At 65.9% G+C, this 21747-nt stretch carries 20 protein-coding genes and 3 tRNA genes; 11 read left to right on the forward strand and 12 right to left on the reverse strand.

Going from position 1 to position 21747, the window contains the following annotated elements:
• Positions 1-6 precede the first annotated feature (6 nt).
• On the reverse strand, positions 7-645 hold the full coding sequence (locus tag HDA45_RS41285) for a CGNR zinc finger domain-containing protein (protein WP_184904906.1): 639 nt from the start codon (positions 643-645) through the stop codon (positions 7-9).
• Between the two features lie 90 nt (positions 646-735).
• Between HDA45_RS41285 and HDA45_RS41290 the strand changes: the two genes are divergently transcribed.
• Positions 736-1521, forward strand: a complete 786-nt coding sequence (locus HDA45_RS41290) for an MBL fold metallo-hydrolase (protein ID WP_184904908.1) — start codon at positions 736-738, stop codon at positions 1519-1521.
• On the opposite strand, the gene HDA45_RS41295 is transcribed toward HDA45_RS41290, so the two are convergent.
• Positions 1475-2119 (reverse strand): class I SAM-dependent methyltransferase, encoded by a 645-nt coding sequence (locus HDA45_RS41295; RefSeq protein ID WP_184904910.1) that lies wholly within the window; start codon positions 2117-2119, stop codon positions 1475-1477. The two genes, HDA45_RS41290 and HDA45_RS41295, sit on opposite strands and share 47 nt — an antisense overlap.
• 87 nt (positions 2120-2206) lie before the next feature.
• Between HDA45_RS41295 and HDA45_RS41300 the strand changes: the two genes are divergently transcribed.
• From HDA45_RS41300 to HDA45_RS41330, 7 genes are all read left to right on the forward strand, one after another.
• Positions 2207-2791, forward strand: a complete 585-nt coding sequence (locus tag HDA45_RS41300) for a helix-turn-helix domain-containing protein (RefSeq protein ID WP_184904912.1) — start codon at positions 2207-2209, stop codon at positions 2789-2791.
• Positions 2742-3554, forward strand: a complete 813-nt coding sequence (locus HDA45_RS41305; protein ID WP_343072273.1) for a dienelactone hydrolase family protein — start codon at positions 2742-2744, stop codon at positions 3552-3554. Before HDA45_RS41300 ends, HDA45_RS41305 begins: the two co-directional genes overlap by 50 nt.
• Positions 3555-3892: 338 nt before the next feature.
• Positions 3893-3966, forward strand: a tRNA-Leu gene (locus HDA45_RS41310).
• A gap of 8 nt (positions 3967-3974) precedes the next feature.
• A tRNA-Leu gene (locus HDA45_RS41315) sits at positions 3975-4050 on the forward strand.
• A 7-nt stretch (positions 4051-4057) separates the two neighbouring features.
• Positions 4058-4128: transfer RNA gene (locus HDA45_RS41320), tRNA-Gln, on the forward strand.
• Positions 4129-4155: 27 nt separating this feature from the next.
• Positions 4156-4872, forward strand: a complete 717-nt coding sequence (locus tag HDA45_RS41325; protein WP_184904914.1) for a class I SAM-dependent methyltransferase — start codon at positions 4156-4158, stop codon at positions 4870-4872.
• A gap of 685 nt (positions 4873-5557) precedes the next feature.
• The gene (locus HDA45_RS41330; protein ID WP_184904916.1) at positions 5558-6307 is read left to right on the forward strand and encodes a class I SAM-dependent methyltransferase; all 750 of its coding nucleotides are present in this window, start codon (positions 5558-5560) and stop codon (positions 6305-6307) included.
• Positions 6308-6384: 77 nt separating this feature from the next.
• Here the strand turns inward: HDA45_RS41330 and HDA45_RS41335 are convergent, their stop codons facing one another.
• The 5 genes from HDA45_RS41335 to HDA45_RS42960 all read right to left on the reverse strand — a co-directional run bounded on the left by HDA45_RS41335 (position 6385) and on the right by HDA45_RS42960 (position 12635).
• Positions 6385-8667 carry an Orn/Lys/Arg family decarboxylase gene (locus HDA45_RS41335; protein ID WP_343072274.1) on the reverse strand — a complete coding sequence of 761 codons (2283 nt, stop codon included), beginning with the start codon at positions 8665-8667 and terminating at the stop codon, positions 6385-6387.
• A gap of 125 nt (positions 8668-8792) precedes the next feature.
• Complete coding sequence (locus HDA45_RS41340) at positions 8793-9953, reverse strand: oxygenase MpaB family protein (protein WP_184904920.1); 1161 nt, start codon at positions 9951-9953, stop codon at positions 8793-8795.
• A 17-nt stretch (positions 9954-9970) separates the two neighbouring features.
• Positions 9971-11023 carry a polyprenyl synthetase family protein gene (locus tag HDA45_RS41345; protein ID WP_221471387.1) on the reverse strand — a complete coding sequence of 351 codons (1053 nt, stop codon included), beginning with the start codon at positions 11021-11023 and terminating at the stop codon, positions 9971-9973.
• Complete coding sequence (locus HDA45_RS41350; RefSeq protein WP_221471388.1) at positions 11016-11297, reverse strand: hypothetical protein; 282 nt, start codon at positions 11295-11297, stop codon at positions 11016-11018. The genes HDA45_RS41345 and HDA45_RS41350 overlap by 8 nt, the downstream gene beginning before the upstream one ends.
• Positions 11298-12107: 810 nt before the next feature.
• Positions 12108-12635, reverse strand: a complete 528-nt coding sequence (locus HDA45_RS42960; RefSeq protein WP_184904924.1) for a DUF2845 domain-containing protein — start codon at positions 12633-12635, stop codon at positions 12108-12110.
• Positions 12636-13471: 836 nt separating this feature from the next.
• Between HDA45_RS42960 and HDA45_RS43145 the strand changes: the two genes are divergently transcribed.
• Both HDA45_RS43145 and HDA45_RS41365 read left to right on the forward strand, forming a co-directional pair.
• The gene (locus tag HDA45_RS43145; protein WP_184904926.1) at positions 13472-14776 is read left to right on the forward strand and encodes a pre-toxin TG domain-containing protein; all 1305 of its coding nucleotides are present in this window, start codon (positions 13472-13474) and stop codon (positions 14774-14776) included.
• Positions 14769-15164 (forward strand): hypothetical protein, encoded by a 396-nt coding sequence (locus HDA45_RS41365; protein WP_184904928.1) that lies wholly within the window; start codon positions 14769-14771, stop codon positions 15162-15164. Before HDA45_RS43145 ends, HDA45_RS41365 begins: the two co-directional genes overlap by 8 nt.
• 44 nt (positions 15165-15208) lie before the next feature.
• On the opposite strand, the gene HDA45_RS41370 is transcribed toward HDA45_RS41365, so the two are convergent.
• From HDA45_RS41370 to HDA45_RS41385, 4 genes are all read right to left on the reverse strand, one after another.
• Complete coding sequence (locus HDA45_RS41370) at positions 15209-15346, reverse strand: hypothetical protein (protein WP_184904930.1); 138 nt, start codon at positions 15344-15346, stop codon at positions 15209-15211.
• 36 nt (positions 15347-15382) lie between these two features.
• A complete protein-coding gene (locus HDA45_RS41375) occupies positions 15383-17194 on the reverse strand; it encodes a protein kinase domain-containing protein (RefSeq protein ID WP_184904932.1) in 1812 nt (603 codons plus the stop codon).
• 33 nt (positions 17195-17227) lie between these two features.
• Positions 17228-18433 carry a right-handed parallel beta-helix repeat-containing protein gene (locus tag HDA45_RS41380; RefSeq protein WP_184904934.1) on the reverse strand — a complete coding sequence of 402 codons (1206 nt, stop codon included), beginning with the start codon at positions 18431-18433 and terminating at the stop codon, positions 17228-17230.
• Positions 18434-18713: 280 nt separating this feature from the next.
• Complete coding sequence (locus HDA45_RS41385; RefSeq protein WP_184904936.1) at positions 18714-19466, reverse strand: hypothetical protein; 753 nt, start codon at positions 19464-19466, stop codon at positions 18714-18716.
• Positions 19467-19840: 374 nt separating this feature from the next.
• Between HDA45_RS41385 and HDA45_RS41390 the strand changes: the two genes are divergently transcribed.
• Positions 19841-21313, forward strand: a complete 1473-nt coding sequence (locus HDA45_RS41390) for an alpha/beta fold hydrolase (protein WP_184904939.1) — start codon at positions 19841-19843, stop codon at positions 21311-21313.
• Positions 21314-21450: 137 nt separating this feature from the next.
• On the opposite strand, the gene HDA45_RS41395 is transcribed toward HDA45_RS41390, so the two are convergent.
• On the reverse strand, positions 21451-21747 hold the full coding sequence (locus HDA45_RS41395) for a hypothetical protein (RefSeq protein WP_184904941.1): 297 nt from the start codon (positions 21745-21747) through the stop codon (positions 21451-21453).

Genomic DNA, 21747 nt, shown 5'->3' on the forward strand with positions numbered 1-21747 from the left:
GCGCGCTCAGACCGGTTCGTGCTGGGAACGCCGGGCGTAGGCGCGGGCGGCACGGGCCCGGTCACCACAGCGCACGGAACACCACTGCCGCCGACCGTTGCGCAGGAAGAACCGGGTGCACGGGGCCGATCCGCAGGCGGCGATCCGCTCGGCGTCCGGCCCGGTGAGGAGATCCGCGGCGTTGGCCGCGAGCGTCGCCAACGCGTGCTCGACTATCTGGGTGACCGGATGCGGCGCGGTGCGGTGCAGTCCCTGGACCGGATCCCAGCGCAGGAGTTCCGCCGTCGGGGCCTTGCTCAGCGCGTCGTTGACCGCATTGAGCGCACTCTGCGGGGCCGGATCCGAGCAGGACTTCGAGGCGAGCAGCACCCGCACCTGCTCACGCAGCGAGCGCACCAGCCCCGCGCACATCTCCTGCAGACCGGCGTCGATCGGGGCGAGCCCGTGCTCGACGAGCCAGTCCGTCGCGAGAGAGGGGCTGCCGAGGAGGTCGGCGAACTGTCCTCCGGGCAGCGCGATCGCGGTGTTGGCAAGGGCCAGCGCGACGTACTGCTCGGTGCCCGGCGCGGGCGGCAGGGCAGTGGTGTCGAGATCGGTACCGGCGGTGTCGTGCACTTCCTCATGGTAAGCGCCGGGCTCAACCATGAGAAAGCCTCACGGAAACAGTTGCACTCTTCCGTGAGAGCGCGATAGCGTTCCTCACGGAAACGACATTACCTATCCGTGAGGTGGATGATGACAGTCGGCGCGAACCAGATCAGCGAGCAGCTCTCCGTCCAGGTCTTCGGCGGGCCGACGGCGTTGATCGATTACGGCGGCCTGCGGCTCCTGACCGATCCGACCTTCGACGAGCCCGGCCACTACGGGAGGCCCGACGGGAGACCCGGCCTGACCAAGACCGCCCCGGCATCGGTGAACCCGGCGGACATCGGGCGCGTCGACGCGGTCCTGCTGTCCCACGACGAGCATCCCGACAACCTCGACAACTCCGGCCGGAAACTGCTGGCCGACGTGCCACTGACGCTCACCACGCCCAGCGGCGCGGGCAGGCTGGGCGGCACCGCGAGAGGACTGGAAACCTGGGAGAGGGTCGAACTGACCCGCCCAGGCGGCGGAGTGGTGACCGTGACCGCCGCACCCGCGCTCCACGGGCCGGAGGGCGCGGAGAAGGTGACCGGCGACGTCGTCGGGTTCGTGCTCACCGCACAGGATCTTCCGACGGTCTACGTCAGCGGTGACAACGCCTCACTCGACGCCGTCCGCCAGGTCGCCGACCGATTCGGCCCGGTCGACGCCGCCGTGCTCTTCGCTGGGGCCCCGCGACTCAAGCCGGTCCTCGACGGCGCGCTGCTCGTCCTCGACAGCGCTCTGGCGGCGGAGGCGACGCGGATCCTCGGCGCCCGCGTCGTCGTCCCCGTGCACATCGACAGCTGGGAGCACTTCACCGAAGGCCGTGACGACCTGGTCGCCGCGTTCACCGCCGCGGGCTTGGCGGATCGACTTCATCTCGGAGGGCTGTGACCAGTCTCTTGGCGCGCACGACGACGTCATCGAGCGGGACTTCGCGCCCGCCGGGAGCGGCGAGGATCCGGCTGTCTTCCTCGGCGGTGACGATCTCCCAGACGCTCTCGTCCAGCCGTGCCGTGATGGCCGCGGCGGTGGCCGAGGCTTCGGCGGGCGGATGGTGGCCGTGACCATGGCCGCCGTGGGTGTGCAGGTGCCCGACGATCAGCAGCGTGCCACCGGGCGCCACCCACTCCGCGATCCGGTCGTAGAACTCCAGCTGCGGTATCGCCGGATGCGCGTAGTGGGTGGTGACCAGGTCGAACCGCGTACCCGGATCCCAGCTGCTCAGATCCGCCTCGACCCACCGCAGCCGATCGGGCGTGCCACGTTCGGCGGCGCGGGCCAGCACCGCCGACGAAATGTCCGCGGCGGTCACCTGCCACCCCCGTGAAGCGAGCCAGATCGCCTCGGCTCCCTCGCCGCACCCCGCGTCCAACGCCGTACCAGGCTCCAGTCCGCCGACCTCACGGACGAGGTAGGGATTCGGCGGACTGCCGGCGCCGTCCCGTCGCCAGTGCTCTTCCCAGTACTCCTTGTCGAACCCGTGCGTCATCGGCCGATCCTCTCCGTTCGTCTCCGGCGATCGTGACGATCACCGGGCAAAAGGGCAAAGTTTGTTGCCGAATGGCAAACTGGACGGATGGGCAGCACACTCGACGCCGTCGGGGCGAGGCTGAAACACCTGCGTCAGCGCCAAGACATCACCTTGTCCGCCCTCGCCGCGGAGACGGGTATCTCGACGAGCACCCTCTCGCGGCTGGAAGCCGGGCTGCGGCGTCCCACCCTGGAGCAGCTCCTGCCGCTGGCCCACGCCTACGGCCTGACACTCGACGAACTCGTCGACGCCCCACCGACCGGCAACCCCCGGATCACCCTGCGCCCGATCGCCTGCGGTGACGGATCGACCATCCTGCCGCTGACCCGCAGACCGGGCGGTATCCAGGCCTACAAGTTCGTCCTTCCCCGAGGGGACGACGACACCGAGCCGGACTTGCGCACCCACGAGGGATACGACTGGGTCTACGTTCTCAACGGCACGTTGCGGCTGGTCCTCGGCGAGCACGACCTTCTGCTCGAGCCCGGGGAAGCCGCGGAGTTCGACACCCGCACCCCGCACTGGTTCGGCGCCACCGGCGCCGGTCCCGTCGAGTACCTGAGTCTCATCGGACGGCAAGGTGAGCGCGCGCACCTCCGCGTCGCGCCGAAGTCTTCGCCGTCGGAGTAGCAAGAAAGGAAGCATCACCATTCCCGCCATCACACCGCAGATCCCCACCCCGGACGGTCAGGCCGACGCCTTCGCCGTCTACCCCGACAGTGGCGGCCCGCATCCGGCCGTCCTCCTCTACCCGGACGCCTTCGGACCGCGCCCCACCCTCTGGAAGATGGCCCGCGAACTGGCCGAGAACGGCTACTACGTCCTCGTCCCCAACATCTTCTACCGGCACCGACCGGCACCGGTGTTCGACCTTCCCGAGCACATCACCGCCGAACACCGGCCCACGCTCTTCGGCGAGATCATGCCCCTCGTCGAGGCGCACACCGCCGAACGCATCCTGCGTGATGCCGACGCCTTCCTCGGGTTCCTCAGTGACCAGCCCGAGGTCCGCTCCGGACCGATCGCCGCGATCGGCTACTGCATGGGCGCCGTCCTCGCGATGCGCACCGCGACAGCCCACCCCGGCAAGGTCGCCGCCGTCGCCGGATTCCACCCCGGCGCCCTGGTCACCGACGCGCCCGACAGCCCGCACCGGCAGATCCCGAGCCTCACCGCCCAAGTCCACCTCGGCCTCGCCGAGAACGACATGACGTCCGAGGCCATCGCCGAGATCAGCAAGGCGTTCGACGACGCCGGAGTCGGCTACTCCTGCGAGATCTACCCCGGAACCGTCCACGGCTTCACCATGGCCGACACCGAAGCCTTCGACCCCGCCGGATCACAGCGTCACTGGGAGCGGCTGCTCGCCCTTCTCGGCAGCACCCTGACCTAGCGACGGGTGCTCCACAGTTCCGCCCGCGCAGGGACGAGGGGAGCGCAAGTACACCACCAGCTTCGCCGGGCAGCCGACGGAGACGCTTCCCGATTAATGCGATTGACGTCCGTCGACGACATTGGCAATGATGACCGCATACCGGAATTCAAAGGAGCAGTCATGATGAACGCGCGACAGCAGGGGGCGCCCACTCTCGTGCTTTCGTCGTGCGACCAAGGCCTTCTGGGCTGCTCAGGCTCTCCGCCGTGACCGAAACGTCAGCCAGGGAGCCGCCCACCGGGAAACCGATCAGGGCGGCTTTTTCTATTCCACTGTTCGTCGATGCAGTTCTTTTCGCGGTTCTAGCCCAATTGGCAGAGGCACCTGGTCGAGGGCCAGGACAGTCGGGGTTCGACTCCCCGGAACCGCACTCCCGACGCCCCTGTAGCCCAACGGAAGAGGCAACGCGCTCAGAACGCGTCCAGTCCAGGTTCAAATCCTGGTGGGGGCACCACACCCGATCCCGGTTGGTGTAGCGGCAGCACGACGGACTTTGACTCCGTCAGGCCAGGTTCGAACCCTGGACCGGGAGCAAGCCCGTTGTGCCATATTGGGCCATATGTCTGTCACTTCCAGGAGTCATGCGGAGAACGACTACGACGCCTTCGCCGAGGCGTACGCGGCCGAGAACGAGACCAGCCTCATCAACGCCTACTACACACGACCCGCGATCTTGGATCTCGCCGGGGACGTGTCCGGCCGCCGGATCCTCGACGCGGGCTGCGGGGCGGGCCCACTGTTCCAAGCTCTGCGTGATCGGGGCGCAGACATGACCGGCTTCGACCTCAGCGCCAAGATGGTGGAACTGGCCAGGAAGCGGCTCGGCGACGACGCGGCCTTGCGCGTCGCCGACATCGGCAAGCCACTGCCGTTTCCTGACGACGAGTTCGATGATGTTGTCGCGGCACTCGTCCTGCATTACCTGGAGGACTGGGCCGCACCGCTGGCAGAGCTCCGCCGCGTGCTGAAGCCCGGCGGCAGGCTGATCCTGGCCGTCAACCACCCCATCATCTTCAAGCTGGTCCACCCCGAGGCCGACTACTTCGCGACCGTCAAGTGGTCCGACGAGTACAGCTTCAACGGCCAGACAACCGAGCTGACCTACTGGCACCGGCCCCTGCACGCGATGACCGACGCCTTCACCGCGGCCGGTTTCCGAACTTCAGTCGTCAGCGAGCCCCATCCCGCGCCGGGTGCCCGCGAGCGGTTCCCGGAGGAGCTTGCGGGCAAGACGGCCTTCCTGTGCTTCTTGTTCTTCGTCCTCGAGGCCGCCTAGCTCCGAGGTGATGAGCTGGGAGCCAGGCGGCCGGTTCGGTCAGTCAGCGGGACACGGCGTGGCGCGGCTCGAGTTCGAGAACGACCGTCCCGTGCTCGGTCGCCCGCACGTCGGCATGAGATACAGGGTCCCCGTAGCGCAGCCACCAACCATCCGGCGGCCGGCGTCCGGTTGGAAAGCCGTCAGGCCAGGATAGGGCGGTTCTCCCTCGAGGTTTTCTGACGCAACGACCTCTGCTGACCGCAATTCGGCTGCGACGGCACGCCAGCGAGTCTCCCAACCTAACGAAGGCAGACGCTCGCCTTTGGCCGCGTCCGACAATGTGGTCACCGAGTAGTGCGCCACGTGAGCCAGTCGTCGGTAGGTAGGTCGCGCTGCCTTCTGCCGCAGCTGCGTAGCTCCCAAGCGAACCGTTCCACCGGACCGGCCTCGGGATCCAGCGGATGTTCTGGCCGACCTGCACCCATCTCGCGTCCCTCCCCATTGGCCGAAATCGTTGTCCGACGCTCAGCTCCGAACCGGACAAACGAAAACAGGCTAAAACTAGCCGAAAAATCTACGTCTTGTGCATCACCGTGAGCCGGAATCGGCAGTCCGATATTCCGCGGTCACCGGGCCGGGAAGCGGTGGGCTCGGGGAGTAATGGGTTGGCGTCGGTGGGGCTTGAGCGGTCATCGTTGAGCGCATGCGCGAGTCGGTTCCGGGACCAGCAGTGGGTGATGCGTTCGGTGGGGTGTTGCGTGCCTGCCACGAGGCGGGCGCGCGAACGGGTGCGGTGTTCCAGATCGTCGAGCGGGACGATGGTCATATCGCAGCGTCCGACGCCGCGGTGTATTTCGCGCCGGTCGAGGACTGGCCGGAGTTGGAACGTAAAGCCTGTGAGGAGATCACTGGGCGGGCGCTGGACGTCGGCTGCGGCGCCGGACGGCACGCGAGCGTGTTGATCGCCGCGGGCGTCGAGGTGATCGGTCTCGATTCCTCGCCGGGTGCGGTCGCGGTGGCGCGAGCACGGGGGGTGGACGCTCGGTTGGGTTCAGCGAGCGTAGTCCCGGCCGGGATCAGCGCGATGGACACGGTCGTGTTGTTCGGCAATGGCATTGGCCTTCTGGGCTGCCCCCGACAGGCGCCCGTGGTGCTGGCCGAGCTGGCTCGGGTGGCCGCGCCAGGGGCGCGGCTTCTCGGTTCCGGGCACGACCCCTGCGTGACCACGGACCCGATCCACCTTGCTTACCACGACCACAACCGCCGTCGGGGCCGAATGCCCGGCCATCTGCGCCTGCGGGTACGGCACGAACACCTGGCCTCGGAATGGTTCGACTACTTACTGCCCTCCGAGACGGAGTTGGCGGAGTTGGTGCGGGGGAGTCCGTGGCGGCTGGTCGAGATTCGGCAGGACGGCCGCGGCGGATACCTGGCGGTGATGCAGCTGCGATGACAAGGGAGCACCTCAGGTCCCGCGTGTCGATGCCTGCAATGAGTACCGCCGGGCGAACGCGTCGATGACCTCAGGACTCACGTTTTGAGGCAGGTTATCCAGTACTCGCCGTTGCCGTCTGTGGTGACTCCGTGCGTCTCACTGGGAAATCCGGGGAATTCCCGGTCGAACGCTTCCAGCGCCCCCAGGTATCGGAGCGTCGGGTCTCCGGGCTCGCCCGTGTCCTCTCCCGGCATCAGTACCGGGATTCCCGGCGGGGTGGTGACCACCATCGTCGCGACGGTCCGGTTGGCCAGATCCGCCAGCCGCACGGGTTCGGTACCGCCGCGCAACAGTCTTTGATACGTCTGCGCCGGGGTGAGTACCGGCCGTGGTGGATGGGTGAAGGCGTGGTCGAGCAACGGGATTAGGTCGCTGGACCGTAGCTGGGCGTGCATCTGATCGCACAGCTCGCGTACGGTCAGGTCGCCGTACCGGCCGGGGTGGCGCTTGGCCAGGTCGGGGAACACCGCTGGGACGGTGGCTTCCGAATCGTAGAAAGCCTTGAAATCCAGGAGGGCGTCGATCAACGTGCCCCATTTGCCCTTGGTGATGCCCATCGAGAACAGGATCAGGCAGGTGTAGGCGTCGGTCTTCTCCACCACGATCCGCCGTGTTTCCAGGTATGCCGTCAGGATTCGGGCCGGGATTCCTTGGTCCGCGATCGTTCCCCGTGCGTCCGTGCCGGGGCAGGTGAGGGTCACCTTGATCGGATCGAGGAGGCAGTAGCCGTCCTGCAGGTCCGGGAAGCCGTGCCAGTCGGCTCCGGGTGCCAGTGTCCAGAAGCGCGGTTCGGTGCGCAGCAGGTTCAGTGGTGCTTCGGCGAAGGGATACCGGTCGCCGGTCGCCGGATCGACGACCTCGTCGGGCTGCCAGGTGCCGAAGAACCAGGCAGGCCGGTCCCTGGCCTCCGCGATGCGGGCGCCGATCTTGGCGACGGCCTGGCGGAACCGGATGGCCTCGGTGATCGCCTCGTCGGTGAGCCAGCGTCCGCCGGGGCCGTCCATCATGCCGGCGGCCACGTCCAGGCTGGCGATCATCGGGTACATCGGGGAGGTGGTGGCGTGCATCATGAACGTCTCGTTGAACTGGCGATGGTCCACTGGCGAACGCGGCGAGTTCTTCACGTGCACCATCGAGGACTGGGACAGGGCGGCGAGCAGCTTGTGGGTGGACTGCGTGCTGAGCATCGTGGGCCGCGACGGCCCCGGCAGCGACCCGGCGTTCACCGACATGCCGTACCTGCGGTCGTAGAGCGGGTTGAACCGGGCATAGGCGAACCACGCTTCGTCCAGGTGCAGCCGTGGCACGCTGGGGCCGAGTAGTTCGGCCACGCGGACGGCGTCATAGCACAGGCCGTCGTAGGTGGAGTTGGTGATCACCGCGTACACCGGGTCCGGGGCGGCGGCGTGTTCGGCCAGCGGGCTGCGGGTCACCTTCTCCGACACCGCCTCCCTGGTCATCTCCGAGGGCGGGATCGGCCCCATCAGGCCATAGCCGTTTCGGGTGGGTACCAGGTAGACCGGACGGCCGCCGGTGAGGGTCAGCCCGTGGTAGATCGCTTTGTGGCAGTTGCGGTCCACCAATACCACTTCGTCGGTGGCGATGCTGGCGTGACAGACCATCCGGTCAGCGGTGGAGTCGCCGTGCAGCACGAAATAGGTCATGTCCGCACCGAATATCCGGGCGGCGTTGCGCTCGGCGTCCCCGATCGGGCCGGTGTGCTCGAACAGCGAGCCCAGTTCGGCCACCGAGATGGACAGATCGGTGCGGAACAACCGTTCTCCGTAATAGTCGAAGAACGCCCGGCCGATCGGGGACTTCAGGAACGCCACCCCGCCGGCGTGCGCCGGTGTGTGCCACGAGTACTCGTGGGTGTCGTCGAACCGGCGCAACTCCCGGAAGAACGGCGGCAGCAACTCGTCCTGATACCGCCGGGCGGCCACATCGATCCGGCCTGCGATGAAATCCGGGGTGTCCTCCAGTAGCCAGATGTAGCCGCACACCACCTCCGATACCCACAGCGGCAGGTCGTCGACGCCCGCCGCGGTGGTCACCAGGAACACCGGAAGCTTGCTGAACCTGTCCATCAAGGCCCTGAGCACGGTCTCCGCGGCGCCTCCCGCCAGGTCCCAGCTCACCACCGCGACCGACAGATCCGCCCGGCTCTGCACCATGGCCAGCGCATCCCGCTCGGTTTCGACACGGATGACCTGGTGCGCGTCCTTGGCCAGCCGCTCACAGATGCCACCCAGCTGGGAAGCCAGTACCGAACTGTCGTCCAGACTCCCGAGCGCGAGCAGAATCGTCGAACCCGACACGATGCTCTCCCTTGTTCGACCTTCTTCAGGCCTACGGCCAAACGGCCCGTAGACCAACGGAATGAAACCGGTTCGCGAAATGCCGAGCCCGCAGTCTGGCTGCCGGCAAGGGTGATGCCACATCCTTATGGCAGCGACCCTGTCATCGGTGGCGGGCTCCAGCGTGCGGCCCGAGAGGGGGAGACGTCGTACTGCTTCTTGAGATGTTCAGGAATCGCGTATTGCATGACCCGGCCACGAGTCAGGGAACTGAGTTCGAATCGGGTGGTCAGGCCACCGAGTCGATCCAAAGCCCAGGCGCCCAGGGGTGAGCTGTCCTCGAGCGTGTCCAGCAGCCCCAAGACCGCGGGAGCGACTTTGACCGCCGAGTCCCACGCGGTGCGGGGTACCTGCAGCCAGTCCGCGCAGGTATCCCCGATGAGGTATCGGACCAAAGCCGCCACCAGCGGGTCCAACAGTGTTCCAGGGACCACCTCTTCGTAGAGTTCGATGAGCTGAGCGGTCAAGCTCGCGCCCTCCGGGGAAGGGCCCATGTGCCGGGTCATGTACAGATCGGAGAATTCCCGAGCACTGTCGAGGTCAACGGGTGCGTGGTCGATGCTGACACCCAGCATCGCGGCCACCACACGCCAGGCGTAGTAGTAGGCTTCCGCGCCGTCGGTCGACATGTGAATGCCAAGCCGGTGCAGGGCGTCGAGGACCTGGATCGAGAACATCATCTGCCCCCCGATCATGTCCTCCTGACAGATGGGGACGCCCAGTTCCGCCACATTCCACCGATCTCCTTGGCGGAGATGGTGTCGGATGGAAGCGTGCAGCAACCGTACTTTCTGCGCCGCGGGAATGAACCGGCTCCCCGCCTCGAACGCATCGGGCTGCATCAGAAATACGGTGAACTGCCCCGTCTCGGCCATACGCCGCGACGGATAGTCCAAGGAATGGGTGGCACTGAGCAACTTGGCCACGTGCGGGATTGCGTAGCAGGCAGGCATGGACGCGAACGACAACGCGGTGGAGACGTGCACGTTGTTGTCGATGAAGAACAATCGCGCTTTCTCCATCTCGCCCCAGTCGACCCAGTCGGGTGGCGTGCTGGTGGCGTGCAGGTACTCCCGCGCCACCTCGGGCAGGCCCTCGGGCATGTCCTGCCCGACTACGGACACCTGCCGCATGAGGGTGTTGAACTTGCCGATTTCCCCATTCTCGAACATGGCTTTCACAGTCGCGTCGGCCAGCTCGTCGCCGACCAGTCTCAGTGCGTCCATGGAGTTTTCCGTGTAGGTCACGAGGTCCTCTCAGCTGGTCAGTGTTCTCGAGCGAGGGCTAGCGTTGCCAGATGTGTCAGGGCACGGGTCGCGTCACGTGGCAGGTTGGCGAGGGTGAGCGCCGACTCGGCTGCCCGGCCGCGTTGGGTGATCATGTCTTCGACGCGCACTGGTGCTCCGGTGCGCCGCATGATCTCCCGTACTCGCAGTAGTCCGCTCTCGGCCAGGCCTGGTCGTCCCAGCAAGCCGCGCAGTTCGCTGCGCTCAGCAGTGGTGGCCGCTGCCCAGGTCTCGGCCAGCAACGCCGTCGGCCGGTTACCCACGATGTCGTCACTGGTGGATTTACCTGTGCGCCGGGAATCGCCGAACACCCCGAGCAGGTCGTCACGTAACTGGAATGCTTCGCCAAGGGGCAGCGCATAGGCGGAGAACGTCTGCATGAGCCGACGTGGTGCTCCCGCGAGGGCACCACCGATATGCAGTGGGTGCTCGACCGTGTACTTCGCGGTTTTGTAGCGAATGACCTGCAGTGATCCGGTGGCGTCGGGTTCGCCACCGGTACGCAGGACTTCCAGGCATTCACCGGCAATCAGTTCCCGGGCCAGCACCGACCACAGTGCGTGAGCCCGGGACAAGTAGGCCGTGGGTAACCCGCAGGAGGTGAACAGCTGTCCCGCCCAGGACATGAGCAGATCACCACACAGCAGGGCCAGCGCCCGGCCACCGGCCCGGGCGCATGATCGCTCAGAGATGGCTGCACGCAAGGCGACGTGAGCACTGGGCTTTCCGTGGCGCAGTGCGCTGTCGTCGATGAGATCGTCGTGCACGACCGCGGCGGCATGCACCAGTTCCATGGCCGCGGCAGCCTTGACCAAAGCATCACTGTCGGGCTGCCCCGCGGCCCGCCACCCCCAGTAACAGAAGGCCGCCCGGAGACGTTTGCCTCCGGCGACGACGATCTCCAGCTGCCGCGCCACTGGCTGGAGATCCGTGTGAATGGCGGTCAGGAGCTGGGTCTCGTGCCGGACGAACTCCTCCAGCGCACTGCCCACCCGTGTCTGCAGCGCGATGTGCTCGTCCGCGTCAGTCAAGGTGGGGCTCACGCTGAGCTGCGATTCGCCGGGCCAGCAACTCCAGGTGAGCCGGGGCCACCGGAGCATAGCGCGCGAGCGCCAGACGCCCCCGGGCCTTGATCTGCTGGTGGCCCTCGTGGGCCAGGTCGACCGTATCCGACCGCTTGAGCAGGCTTTGCAATCCCGTCAGGGCTGATCCGACGCTACTGAGCGCCATGTCCGCCACCCCCGCGACCAAGAGCATGACATCGTTCTCGTCCTGCTGTTCGGTCTTGGCATCCGAGTCCGTCACTGATTCTCCTTGCCCTGCCTGCGCTGTCACTGTCCGATCTCGTCACCGGCATTGCCCGCCTCTTGTCACACCGCTGTCGTGGAGCACAGTGTTTCCATTCAGGGCAATACCGGCAGTGCACTTACCTGAGTCGCCCCTCGGATCGCCGGGGCGCCGAATAGGTGGACTATTTGATAATCATCCTCGGCTACCGCAGGCATCAACCGTATTCACTCGATCAGGTCGCCCGAATCAAATCGCGATGCCACTGCGCCATTCGGGTCGTGTCGTGCGCCAACATCGCGCGCCAAGGGGTCAGGTGCGCAACACGGAATCGAAGAGAGGAAACCCGTGGCCGGGTCGTTGCTTTAGCGGTCCAAAATGGTCCGGTCGAGCTCTCCGCGGTTACCGGTCGCACTCGGAAGGAGTAGTGCGGATCGACGAATCGTCACTGTCGACGGGATAGTGGTCACCCGGATTCCGAACCCCCGGCGGGAACGAGTGAGCAAGTCGTTTGAATCAGTTGCTGCCAGTTTTGAAATGTCGCCGGTGCTCGACCTGAGGATTGCGGGAAGGTTGCCAGCTTCTTCTGAGCAACTTCGCAGCCGGCCGCGTTTCGGGAACGGGCACCAAGCCGGGTGCGAGGGTCGGAACGGCCAAACTCGTCCGGTGGCCGCCGCTCAGCTCGATGGCCGGATCCCGCTGCCCTGCCATCGAGGTGCCCGCGATCCCGATCGGGCAGTCCCGGAGCGGCTCAGCAAGGCCCTGGTACGGGCGACGCCATGGGACCGACGAGTTCAGCGAGGAACGAGACCGGCACGGATCATGTTCTCACGTGTTCGTTCGTGGCGTCTGCACACGGACGACTCGAGCGTTCCTGAACGTGACCTCGGTATCGTGCCCCGAGGGCACCCCGCTGTAGAGCCAGTACTCGTCATCGGACGGCTCGAACTGCAGGATGCCCTTGTCGCCCATGCGGGCCAGGTATTCGCGCAGGGTGACGCGTTCATGCGGCGGGCCGAGCAGACGCAGAACCTGTTCTGGGCTCATCCCGACCTGCACGACGCCGCGCTGGCCGCTCCGTCGAGGCGCGCTTGCGGCCAGTTCACGCTGCCTGTATCTCCGCAACCTCTCAAGGAGTTCTTCGGCGGATCGTTTTCTCGTCCGGAGGGAAAAGCCGGTGCAGGTCTCATGGCCGACCCAGAACCGCTTCCTGACTCCCGGGTCGAAGACCGAGAGCGCTTCGGGCGGTGGGTGTCCAAGCATCTCGGTGGCTTGCGCCTCGTCAAATGTCGACGTGAAACCGTAGCGGGTGTCGAGTGCGTACCCGCCGCACACAACGCAGGGTGGGAGCGACACAGTTTAGAACTTAGTGGGGGACACTCACCATTGGCCAGAAAGCTGCACGGCCCTGGAGACCGGTCAAGGTCCCTCATGCTCGCCACCGGCCGCCTGGCGCCGCCGACGGCGTCGTTTCCACCACTCGACCGCGATCACAGCCATGACCGGACCCAGTCCGGAGATCCCGTGAATCCAGACGTCCGTTCGGCCGAGCAGCCAGTGGACCCCGACCGTGCACAAGTAGCACAGAGCGGCAAACACCGCGAAATACACGACTACCCGACCGCGCCGCCGACGTGGCACCATCTCTGCGCGTTCACCATCCCCAGAAGTCACGCTGTCCAGCATGCCCGAACTACGCCCTGAACCCCGATGCCGAGAACAAGAGCCGGTCCCCATTCCAGGCATATCTGCGTAGCGATCTTCGTGCTTCTGGCGCCTCGTGTGCTTGGCAGGTCTCGTTGATGGCGGAGGCGGGGGACCGGGAGTGCTCGATCGTCCATCCTTCGGCGGCGATGACGGACCAGGCCAGGGCCAGGTTCGGCCGGTTCACCGGTTTCTCGCACGCTTGGGCGAGGGATTCGGTCTCGATCACCGGGGCTACTCGCCCACGAAAGCAGCCTGAACACCGGCAGCGACGGTTCCCGGAACTTCTCCAATTGCTCGTATTACGGGGAAACGAGCTCAGTTCCAGCGCTCTTCGAGCGAGATTTGTTGCATTTCATTCACCACGCCCGCCGCTCGGCTTTCCGTTACATACTTGTGCCCGTCGACACAAATCGTCCAGTTGGCCGCCGGGCTTCCGTGGACGTGTCTTACCGTCTTCTCCGCTGATCAGGAATCAAAGGAGAACAGTGCGTTTTCGTGCTCAGGTCACGCATCGAGGGGGCATCGTCGGCCTCATCGCCGCGATCGTCACGATGCTGGTGGCGATACCCGCCCCTGCCCAGGCCGCCGGCATCTGCGACCGGCATCCGGAGCTGGCGGTGTGCAAGGCCGCAGACCGGGCCAAGGCGGCGCTTGCCGTGGGCAAGTCGCTCGCCCGCACCGAACTGGGCGCCCTGGTGCTCGGGCACCTGCGCCAGGGCATCGACCAGGTCACCGGGCACGCGTTCGAGCAGGCCACCCAGACCTTGGAGACGGTCGGCAAGGCGATCGACTCCGGAGACGCCGCCCAGGTGGATCAGGCCCTCGACCAGCTCGACGATTCACTGCAGCAGGTGCGCGACACGGTGGTCGCGACGAAGGTGGTGGTGCAGTCGCTGCCCAAGCTGGCCGCGATCGCCAAGGACGCCATTGCGCAGGTCAAAGCATTCCCGGAGCTGGACATCCACGTCGACGTGGCCGCGCTGGAAGCCAACAACCGCGGCCTGGAAGCCACCGCGGCCGGTATCGCGCTGGCCGCGGCTCAGTTGAACGAGAGTGCCATCCAGATCCGCGCCGGCATGGCCAAAGCCGACCGCGATTTCGCCGGAGCCAAGCGTGATCTGGAGTCGGCGAACAAGATCCTCGCCGAGGCGAACCGGACCCTGGACAAGTTCACGTCCACGCCGTGGATGCCGGTGGGTGGGTTGTCGCTGAAGGGCATCAAGTTCGACTTCGACGAGGCCTTCGGCCACCCGACTCAGTCGGGCTCGCTCAACCCGGACGTCGCGGCGGTCCTGTCGATGGTGACGGACTTCATTCCCGGGGTCGGCAGCATGAAGAGTGCGGTCGAGGCAATCGTGGGGAAGGACGCGTTCACCCAGCAGGAACTCGATGGGTTCGAACGCGCCCTCTACGGCATGGCCGCTGTCCCCGTGGCTGGTGGCGTACTCAAGAAGCTCCTCGCCGCAGAACGAGCGACCAAGGTCTCGCACGCGATCGAACTCGCGGCGAAAAACGGTGCCAAAGGTTGGCGTGGTTCGTTCGACGCGCTGCCCCAAGGCAAGAACAGTGGCGTCAAAACCGTGTCGACCGTCGCCGAACTGCGGACACTGTTCGATCACTGGACCGCAGGTGCGCAGCGGCTTCCGGCCCGGGGGGATAAGATTCCCGACGTGTTCATGCTGCAAGACGGCACGACGATGCAGTGGCGCCAGGCGTCCAAGACGGGTGGCGAGACAATCGACATCTTCCCAAGCGGCAAGAATGCCTTGAGGGTGCATCTCGATGGATGACCGGCGGGCGCGGGAACTGCGTGAGATCGAACTGGCCGTGGCCCCCACCCCGGAACTGTTCGAGATCGAACGAGCCGTGGCGCCGACGCTCGACATGGGGCTCGACGACTGGGTCCCGGTCGACACCCTGATCTGGAACGCCATCCAGGTCGTCCCCGAGGACAGCGACCGCTTCGCGGGATTCTTCGCCACCGTGCTCGGCTACCTGCTCCGCGAAGGCCTGATGATCGTGGGAGACATGGGCGACACGGGGTTTGAGCCGTGGACATCGTCCATCGAGGACACTGTGGAGCGGGTCATCCGCGACTGCAAGGCAGTCGATTGGTCACCTCAGGGGAGCCTGTGTTGGCTGTCTAACACCCCGAAAGGAGACCAGCGGGCCCAATGAGCGGCATGTGCGCGCAACCGGGCCTGACCAGAGCCCATTCGGGGTCACGCGCCGCTCCGACCCGGATTCGGATGCTTGTCCTGGCCGAGCGCGGGCTGCTGGACGCCGACGCGGCTGATGCTCGAGTACGCGGTGGTCAGGTTTCCCAGCTCAGCGGCCTCAAACCGTAGTCTGCGGGACACGCCGCGTTCCACGGGTCTCTGCCAACAATGTGCGGCTCAGCCGAACGGGATCCTACCGGCCACCGCGCGGGCCATGGTTTCGGCGACCGAGCACAACTTGTCGGGCGAGGCCGCTGAGTCCAGCTCAACGTCGAAGTGGATCACTTCGATCCACTGGTTTCCTTCTTCGGTGACCTTGGTGTATGGCTTGAATTCCAGCTTCACGCGGCATCCGGATTGTTTGTCGTCGCCTGAGGTGAAGGTCGAATACACCGCTCGGCGGCCATTGATGACTTCCATTCGTTTGCCTGGGCGGGCGAACTCGAAGTCCCTGATCCGGTAGAACGTGACATCGGCCTCGATTTCCCGGTTGTCGGTATAGGCGCAGTCCCAGTCGCCGAAACCTCGGCTCGGCGGCAACTCGACGCCTGCCGCGGTGACGATGTCCGCGTTGCCCAGAAGTTCGCACGCCTTCAGGGTGGCCAGTGAGTTGGAGGCGAACGGAACCGGTCGGCGGGGAACCGGGCCCCGCGCGGCGACCGACATCGCCCCGGTCAGCACCGACTCGGCGACAGGGCATAAATTCTTGGGCTCCACCGTGTCGCTTTCGGCCACGATCCGAGCTCTGTGGGCATCGAGCAGATCGAGGAAACGCTCACAAGTTCCTCCGGCCTCGGGCATCCACGCTTTCACCCCGAAGTCACCGGTAGGGCCGGCCCCGGTATCCGGTTCCAGCAGCTCCAACCCGACTGACACGATCTCCTCGCCGGTCGGCCCGGGTTTGATCCACAAGCCGCAACGGTTGAAGTTGCCGTACTCGGTGTCACGGAAGACCTTGCCGTAGCGTGAGACAGTTTCCTCGAGCAGAAGTGCGCACGGGTCAGCGCTCCGCTGGTCGCCCATGGTCGCCATCCCGGCAGGCACCGCACTCTGCGTCGTGGTGGGAGCGGATCGCTCGGCGATGGCGAGTGTGGTGCCCGCGGTCACCGCCACCAACACCGCCGCGGCCGCGCCCAGACCCCACCTCCGGACAGCTCGACGCGGGGCCGATGCGCCCATGGTGACCGGCGCCGACGCCAGATCGATCCCGCCCACTTTTTCGAGCATGCTCTTGGCAGCGCGAGCGGTGGGACGATCCGCGGGCGTCGTGGCGAGCATCGCGCTCAGTACGGGGCCGAGGTCACCGGCGGATTCCGGCGTCGTCGGCACGCCCGACGCAGCGCGGCGGATCTGCGCGTAGGGCCCCTCCTCCGCCCCACCCCATGGTGAGCGTCCTTCCACCGCCGCGAACAACGTGGCACCAAGCGCGAACACATCCGCGCCAGGACCGGACTCGTCGCCGGCCGCCACCTCGGGTGGCAGATAGCCCGGCGTTCCCGCCAACAGAGCCCCACCGGTTCTGGTGACCTCCGACCACCGGGCGATACCGAAATCGGTCAGCTTCACGGTGCCGTCGTCGACGACGAGAATGTTCTCCGGCGTCACATCGCGATGCACCATCGACCGGTCGTGCATCGCGGCCAGCGCATCGGCGACCTGTGCTCCCACCCGAGCCGCCGCTTCGGGCGACAACGGGCCATCGTCGGCCAGCACCCTGCCCAGGCTCCGCGACGGCAGGTATTCCATCACCAGCCACCGCGCGTCCTCGTCGACGATGACGTCGAAGACCGTGACCACGCGAGGATGGTGCAGCCCGGCGCCGATCCGCGCTTCACGGCGAATCTGGCCTCCGTCCGCCAGTGTCGAATGCTTCAACGCCACGACCCGCCCCAGCTCCAGATCGAGCGCCCGCCACACACTTCCCATGCCGCCGGATCCGACATGCTCGTCCAGCCGGTATCTGCCGGCGATCGTGCGATCTTCACCCACGAGCAACGATGGTAGCCGCAATCTTACGATCGGCTACTGTTCGTAGGCCCCGATATCGTGGCTTTTACCGGTTGGGCGGAGATTGTTGTCGAGATCGAACGCAGGAGCGGAGTCCGCGGAACCCTTGTCGATAGCCTCCGTCGACCCGGGCTTGAGATGGAAGTCGCCCGCGCCGGGGGCGATGAAGCCGGGATCGACGGATATGTTGTGGTCGACGAGGAAAGCGTCGTGGGACACGGGTCCGTCTGCGAAAATATTGTTGCGAAGGATGTTGGTGCCATCGAAATCGCCGCCGTAGAAGGCAACGGAACCTTCTGCGTTGTCGTAGAACGTGTTGTTGACGACCCGCACGTCGGACATGGTGCCGCTGGACTGGACCCAGAAGCTCAGTCCTGCCTGCGCGTTGCCAGAGGACACGTTGTTATAGACCCTGACATTGTCGAGTGCCCGATTTCCGGTGTAATCCTCGACGGCCAGTGCGATGCCGGACTTCGTATCGTTCTTCGTCCCGCTGGCCACGTTGTTGTAGACCTCGACATCGGACGCGGTGTCCACGTAGATGTTCGGGCCCCGGTTGTTCGACGAGGCGTTGTCGTGGATCGAGATCCCGGCGTTGTCGGTGTACTTGACGTCGATACCTTCCTCGCCGTTGTCGTGGACCCGGCAGTGCTTGACCTCGATGTCGCGTGATCCATGGCCGAGAGTGAGTGCCTCGTGAGCCGCGGACGTGCCCCTGGCGTTCGTGCCCTGGATCTCGCAGCCGTCCACCACGACGTCGGCCGTATCCAGCAACACCAGTCCGCCGTCCTGGGATCCGTTGATACCGAAATTCCGGAAGATCAGATCGTGCGCTCCGTCAGCGTAGGCACCAAAACCTCGAGATCCGGCGAAAGTCATGTCGACGAACCGAAGCCACGAGTGGTTTCCCAGTGCGAGTAGACCCCTGGAGCCTCCTCGTCCGTTGACGACGGCGGTCCCGCCCTGTCCGTAGAAGGTGATGTATTCGCCGGGCGACCCGCTGGTTTTGATGGACAGGCCGCCGGTATGGACCCCTGCGGCGATCTGCACATTGTCGCCGGGGCGGGCGGCGTCCGCGGCAGCCTGGACGGTCGGGTACTCGCCATCGGGACCCACCGTGAGGGTCCGCCCGGATACCGGTGGCAGCACATCCCGCGTCAGTGCCTCGGCCGACGATGTACCTGTTGTCAGCAGGCTGGCGGTCATCAGGCTGGCGGTCACCAGGGAAACCGCTCTTACAGCGATTCTTCTCGCCACGTCACGCCCTCCAATTGCACGTCGGCCGGGACCGGACGTGTTGCAACACATCCGGTACTTCCCTGCCCCTTCGCCGGTACGCCTTCGGCCGGCACACCCCAGCCGTTTGAGACTGATCATGGTGATGTCACCGTGAGACAAACCGAGAAACAGCAGGTCGCACAAGATCTTGACTCTGGTGTGGCACTTGTGTCGTCTCGGTGAGATTGCGCTTTCGATCATGCCGGATACTGTGTTCCAGGCCTTACTGGTACCACCACGACACTGGCGGCAGGTCGCGCTTGACAAAGGCACATGCTTCGCGGAAACCGCCCGGCACGATCCCGTCTTCGTCGAGTTTGTTAGTTGCTTCCGCCAGTTTCTCCAGAGCGATTCGCTTGTCTCTCCATTTAGAGGTGACGTACGTCGTGGCACGGAAGTTCTCCTCGACGAAGAACAGAACGTCCGGGGGTGGCGCAGCCACCCAAGCCTCGATCGCCTGACGATGCGCCGGGTTCGCCGGGTCGAGCAAGGTCCGGCTTCGGAGCTGGTGGGCGTGCCTGACAGCGTCAGCGGTGGTGTTGGTGACCTGTCCGGCTCCGCCAACCCCGATCGCCGTGCCATTGCCATTTACAAACAGGATGTGCAGGTCGATGACAACGTATGGAACCTCACCCTTCGTCCGGTACCAGTTCCAATTGATTTGTTGTGGCTCAACGGCGTTGGCCCAGTCCTCGATCTCGGAGTAACCGACCTTGAAGAACATCGCCGGTTTGGTAACTTCGCCGCACTGGACGAGCTCTAGATTGGGAACGTAGAGATCCCAGCCCTGGTATCGCTCCGACGCATGCGACTTCGCGTATACGAGATCGGGCTGATCCCACGCACCGGTTCGCCACCGCAGCGGATGAGTCCAGTTTTCCGGATCGCCCTCGGAGCGCGGTGGTGCGGCAGCCGGACGGAAAGGCGACTCTGGCGCCACAGGAGAGCGGTGAGGACGGCGGCGAAACCAACTCATGACCCAACGGTAGGAGACATCCGTCGGGACCCGTCCCGACGGGGAGCGGTCGGGTTTCCGGTGGTACGCCGCTGGTCGGTCAGGTGTCCGGGAGCTGTTTTGTCTGAGCTGCGTACCAGCGGTCCTTCAGTTCCCTCCCAGGGAGGTGACCATGTCACTCCCCAGGCGGCGAGTCGTGCGCGGGTGAAGCTGCCCGCGGGAGTGCGGGCGGCTTCGATGTCGTCCGGGGAGGGCAGGATCTCGTTGTGCGTCATCCGCTTGGGAGCAGGCTCACCATCGCGAGGGAACTGTCTCCCCCATGCGATGGAGCCTCGCTGAACGCCGTGTCCTTAGCGTGGGGACCGAAATCCGACGCCAACCCTCTGGAGGCACGCGTGCACTCAACGATCTCGCGAAGGTTCGGCCTGGTGACCGCCGCCGTCGTCGTGGCGGTGATCGTCGCACCCGGTACCGCGGCAGCCGGAACGCCGAAGCTGACGTGGGGACCGTGCCCCGCCGATATCGCGACGCCGCGGCTGCAGTGCGCCACTCTCGATGTCCCACTGGACTACCAGCGACCGGGTGGCGAGAAGATCAGGGTGGCCGTGTCACGCCTGCCGAGCACACACCGCGCGCAGCGCCGCGGCGTCCTCCTGCTGAACCCGGGTGGGCCGAGTTCAGGACTGGGCATGCCGCTGTCACTCGTGCAGCGCGGGTTGCCCGCGGAGGTGACCGACAAGTACGACCTGATCGGCTTCGACCCGCGCGGGCTCGGGCACAGCACCCGCGTGACCTGCGACCTGAAGCCCGTGCGAGACCCCCAGCCGCCCTACGCGCGCGACGCGGCCGACGTCGCGAAGCACGCCATGGTCGCCGAGACCGTCGCGAAGGGCTGTGCCACTTCGAAGACGGCGCAGCTCCTGCCCTACATCACGACAGCGAACATCGCACGCGACGTGGACGCCATCCGCGCCGCGCTGGGCGAGCAGAGAATTTCCTCCTACGGTGTCTCCTACGGCAGCTACCTCGGCGCCGTGTACGCGACACTATTCCCGCAGCGGACCGATCGCGTCGTGCTCGACAGTGTTCCTGGCCCCGGGGGGCTCGACATCGCCGGCTCACGCCGCTTCGGCCAGGGCTTCCAGGACAGCTTCCCTGACTTCGCGCAGTGGGCGGCCGCCCGCGATGCCAGCTACCAACTCGGCTCCACACCGCGGCAGGTCACCATGAAGTACCTCGAACTGGCGTCGCGGCTGGACAAGGACCCGGTCGGCGAGATCGACGGCGCCGCTTTCCGGGATTACACGTTCAACGGCCTGTACACGATTCAGGTATTCCCGGAGCTGGCTCAGCTGTGGCAGTCCCTCGACCGCGGCCTCGCGCCCGCGTCGCCGGGTTCGTTCACCACGGAACCGGACGACGACATGGAGAACCTGCTGTCCGCGCAGTTGCTCGTGCGGTGCAACGACACCGCCTGGCCACGATCGGTCGAGACCTATCAGCACAACGTCGGCGTCGATCGGGAGCGGTTCCCCTTGTACGGCGCTGCCGCGGCCAACATCTGGCCGTGCGCGTTCTGGCCGTCCCAGCCGATCGAGCCGCCAGTCCGGATCGGCGACCGTGGTCCGTCGACCATTCTGCTCGTGCAGAACAGGCGAGACCCGGCGGCACCACTCGCCGGGGCGCAGGAGACACGGCGGGCGCTCGGTGACCGAGCCAGGATGGTGACCGTCGACCAGGTCGGGCACGGAGTGTATTTGTACTCTGCCAACGCCTGCGGTAACGCCGTCGTCAACCGTTTCCTGCTGACTGGGCAGCGCCCCACCACCGACATCCCGTGCGTGCCCGCGGCAATGACCGATCACTAAACTTCCGTGGGGCTGGATCCCTGATGGGTGTCGAGAATTGCGGAGCCGGATTTCCTGCCCGTGAACGGTGTACTTGTACCCGATAAGAGTTCTCGCCGATCAGGCGAAGGTCGGCCCTACTTGCGGGTATGCGTCGATCAGTTCGGTGCGGAGGGTGCTGTGTCGTTGGGGTGTGCTTGGTAGCCGGTGTCGAGCAGCATGGGTTTGCCCCACGCGATCAAGCTTTCGCAATTGCCTGCGGCGTCGTGGCCGATCATCACGAGCTGAACCTGGGATGGGTCAGCTGCCGCGACGCTTTCCCATGGGGCGGTGTGGTGTCGCTCGAACACTGCGAGGTCGGCGATATCGACGAGGCGGGGGACGAGGCCTGGTGTTTCGCGTAGCGGTCGCATACCGCGATCGTGGTGGTGTAGCGGGCCCACGACGATCAACAT

The organism is Amycolatopsis umgeniensis, assembly GCF_014205155.1.
In the GTDB taxonomy this organism is placed as follows: domain Bacteria; phylum Actinomycetota; class Actinomycetes; order Mycobacteriales; family Pseudonocardiaceae; genus Amycolatopsis; species Amycolatopsis umgeniensis.

What these genes read in the sequence shown, in the direction of transcription:
- HDA45_RS41285 (WP_184904906.1), bottom strand. Translation starts at nt 645, where the DNA reads ATGGTTGAGCCCGGCGCTTACCATGAGGAAGTGCACGACACCGCCGGT.
- HDA45_RS41290 (WP_184904908.1), top strand. Translation starts at nt 736, where the DNA reads ATGACAGTCGGCGCGAACCAGATCAGCGAGCAGCTCTCCGTCCAGGTC.
- HDA45_RS41295 (WP_184904910.1), bottom strand. Translation starts at nt 2,119, where the DNA reads ATGACGCACGGGTTCGACAAGGAGTACTGGGAAGAGCACTGGCGACGG.
- HDA45_RS41300 (WP_184904912.1), top strand. Translation starts at nt 2,207, where the DNA reads ATGGGCAGCACACTCGACGCCGTCGGGGCGAGGCTGAAACACCTGCGT.
- HDA45_RS41325 (WP_184904914.1), top strand. Translation starts at nt 4,156, where the DNA reads ATGTCTGTCACTTCCAGGAGTCATGCGGAGAACGACTACGACGCCTTC.
- HDA45_RS41330 (WP_184904916.1), top strand. Translation starts at nt 5,558, where the DNA reads ATGCGCGAGTCGGTTCCGGGACCAGCAGTGGGTGATGCGTTCGGTGGG.
- HDA45_RS41365 (WP_184904928.1), top strand. Translation starts at nt 14,769, where the DNA reads ATGGATGACCGGCGGGCGCGGGAACTGCGTGAGATCGAACTGGCCGTG.
- HDA45_RS41385 (WP_184904936.1), bottom strand. Translation starts at nt 19,466, where the DNA reads ATGAGTTGGTTTCGCCGCCGTCCTCACCGCTCTCCTGTGGCGCCAGAG.
- HDA45_RS41395 (WP_184904941.1), bottom strand. Translation starts at nt 21,747, where the DNA reads ATGTTGATCGTCGTGGGCCCGCTACACCACCACGATCGCGGTATGCGA.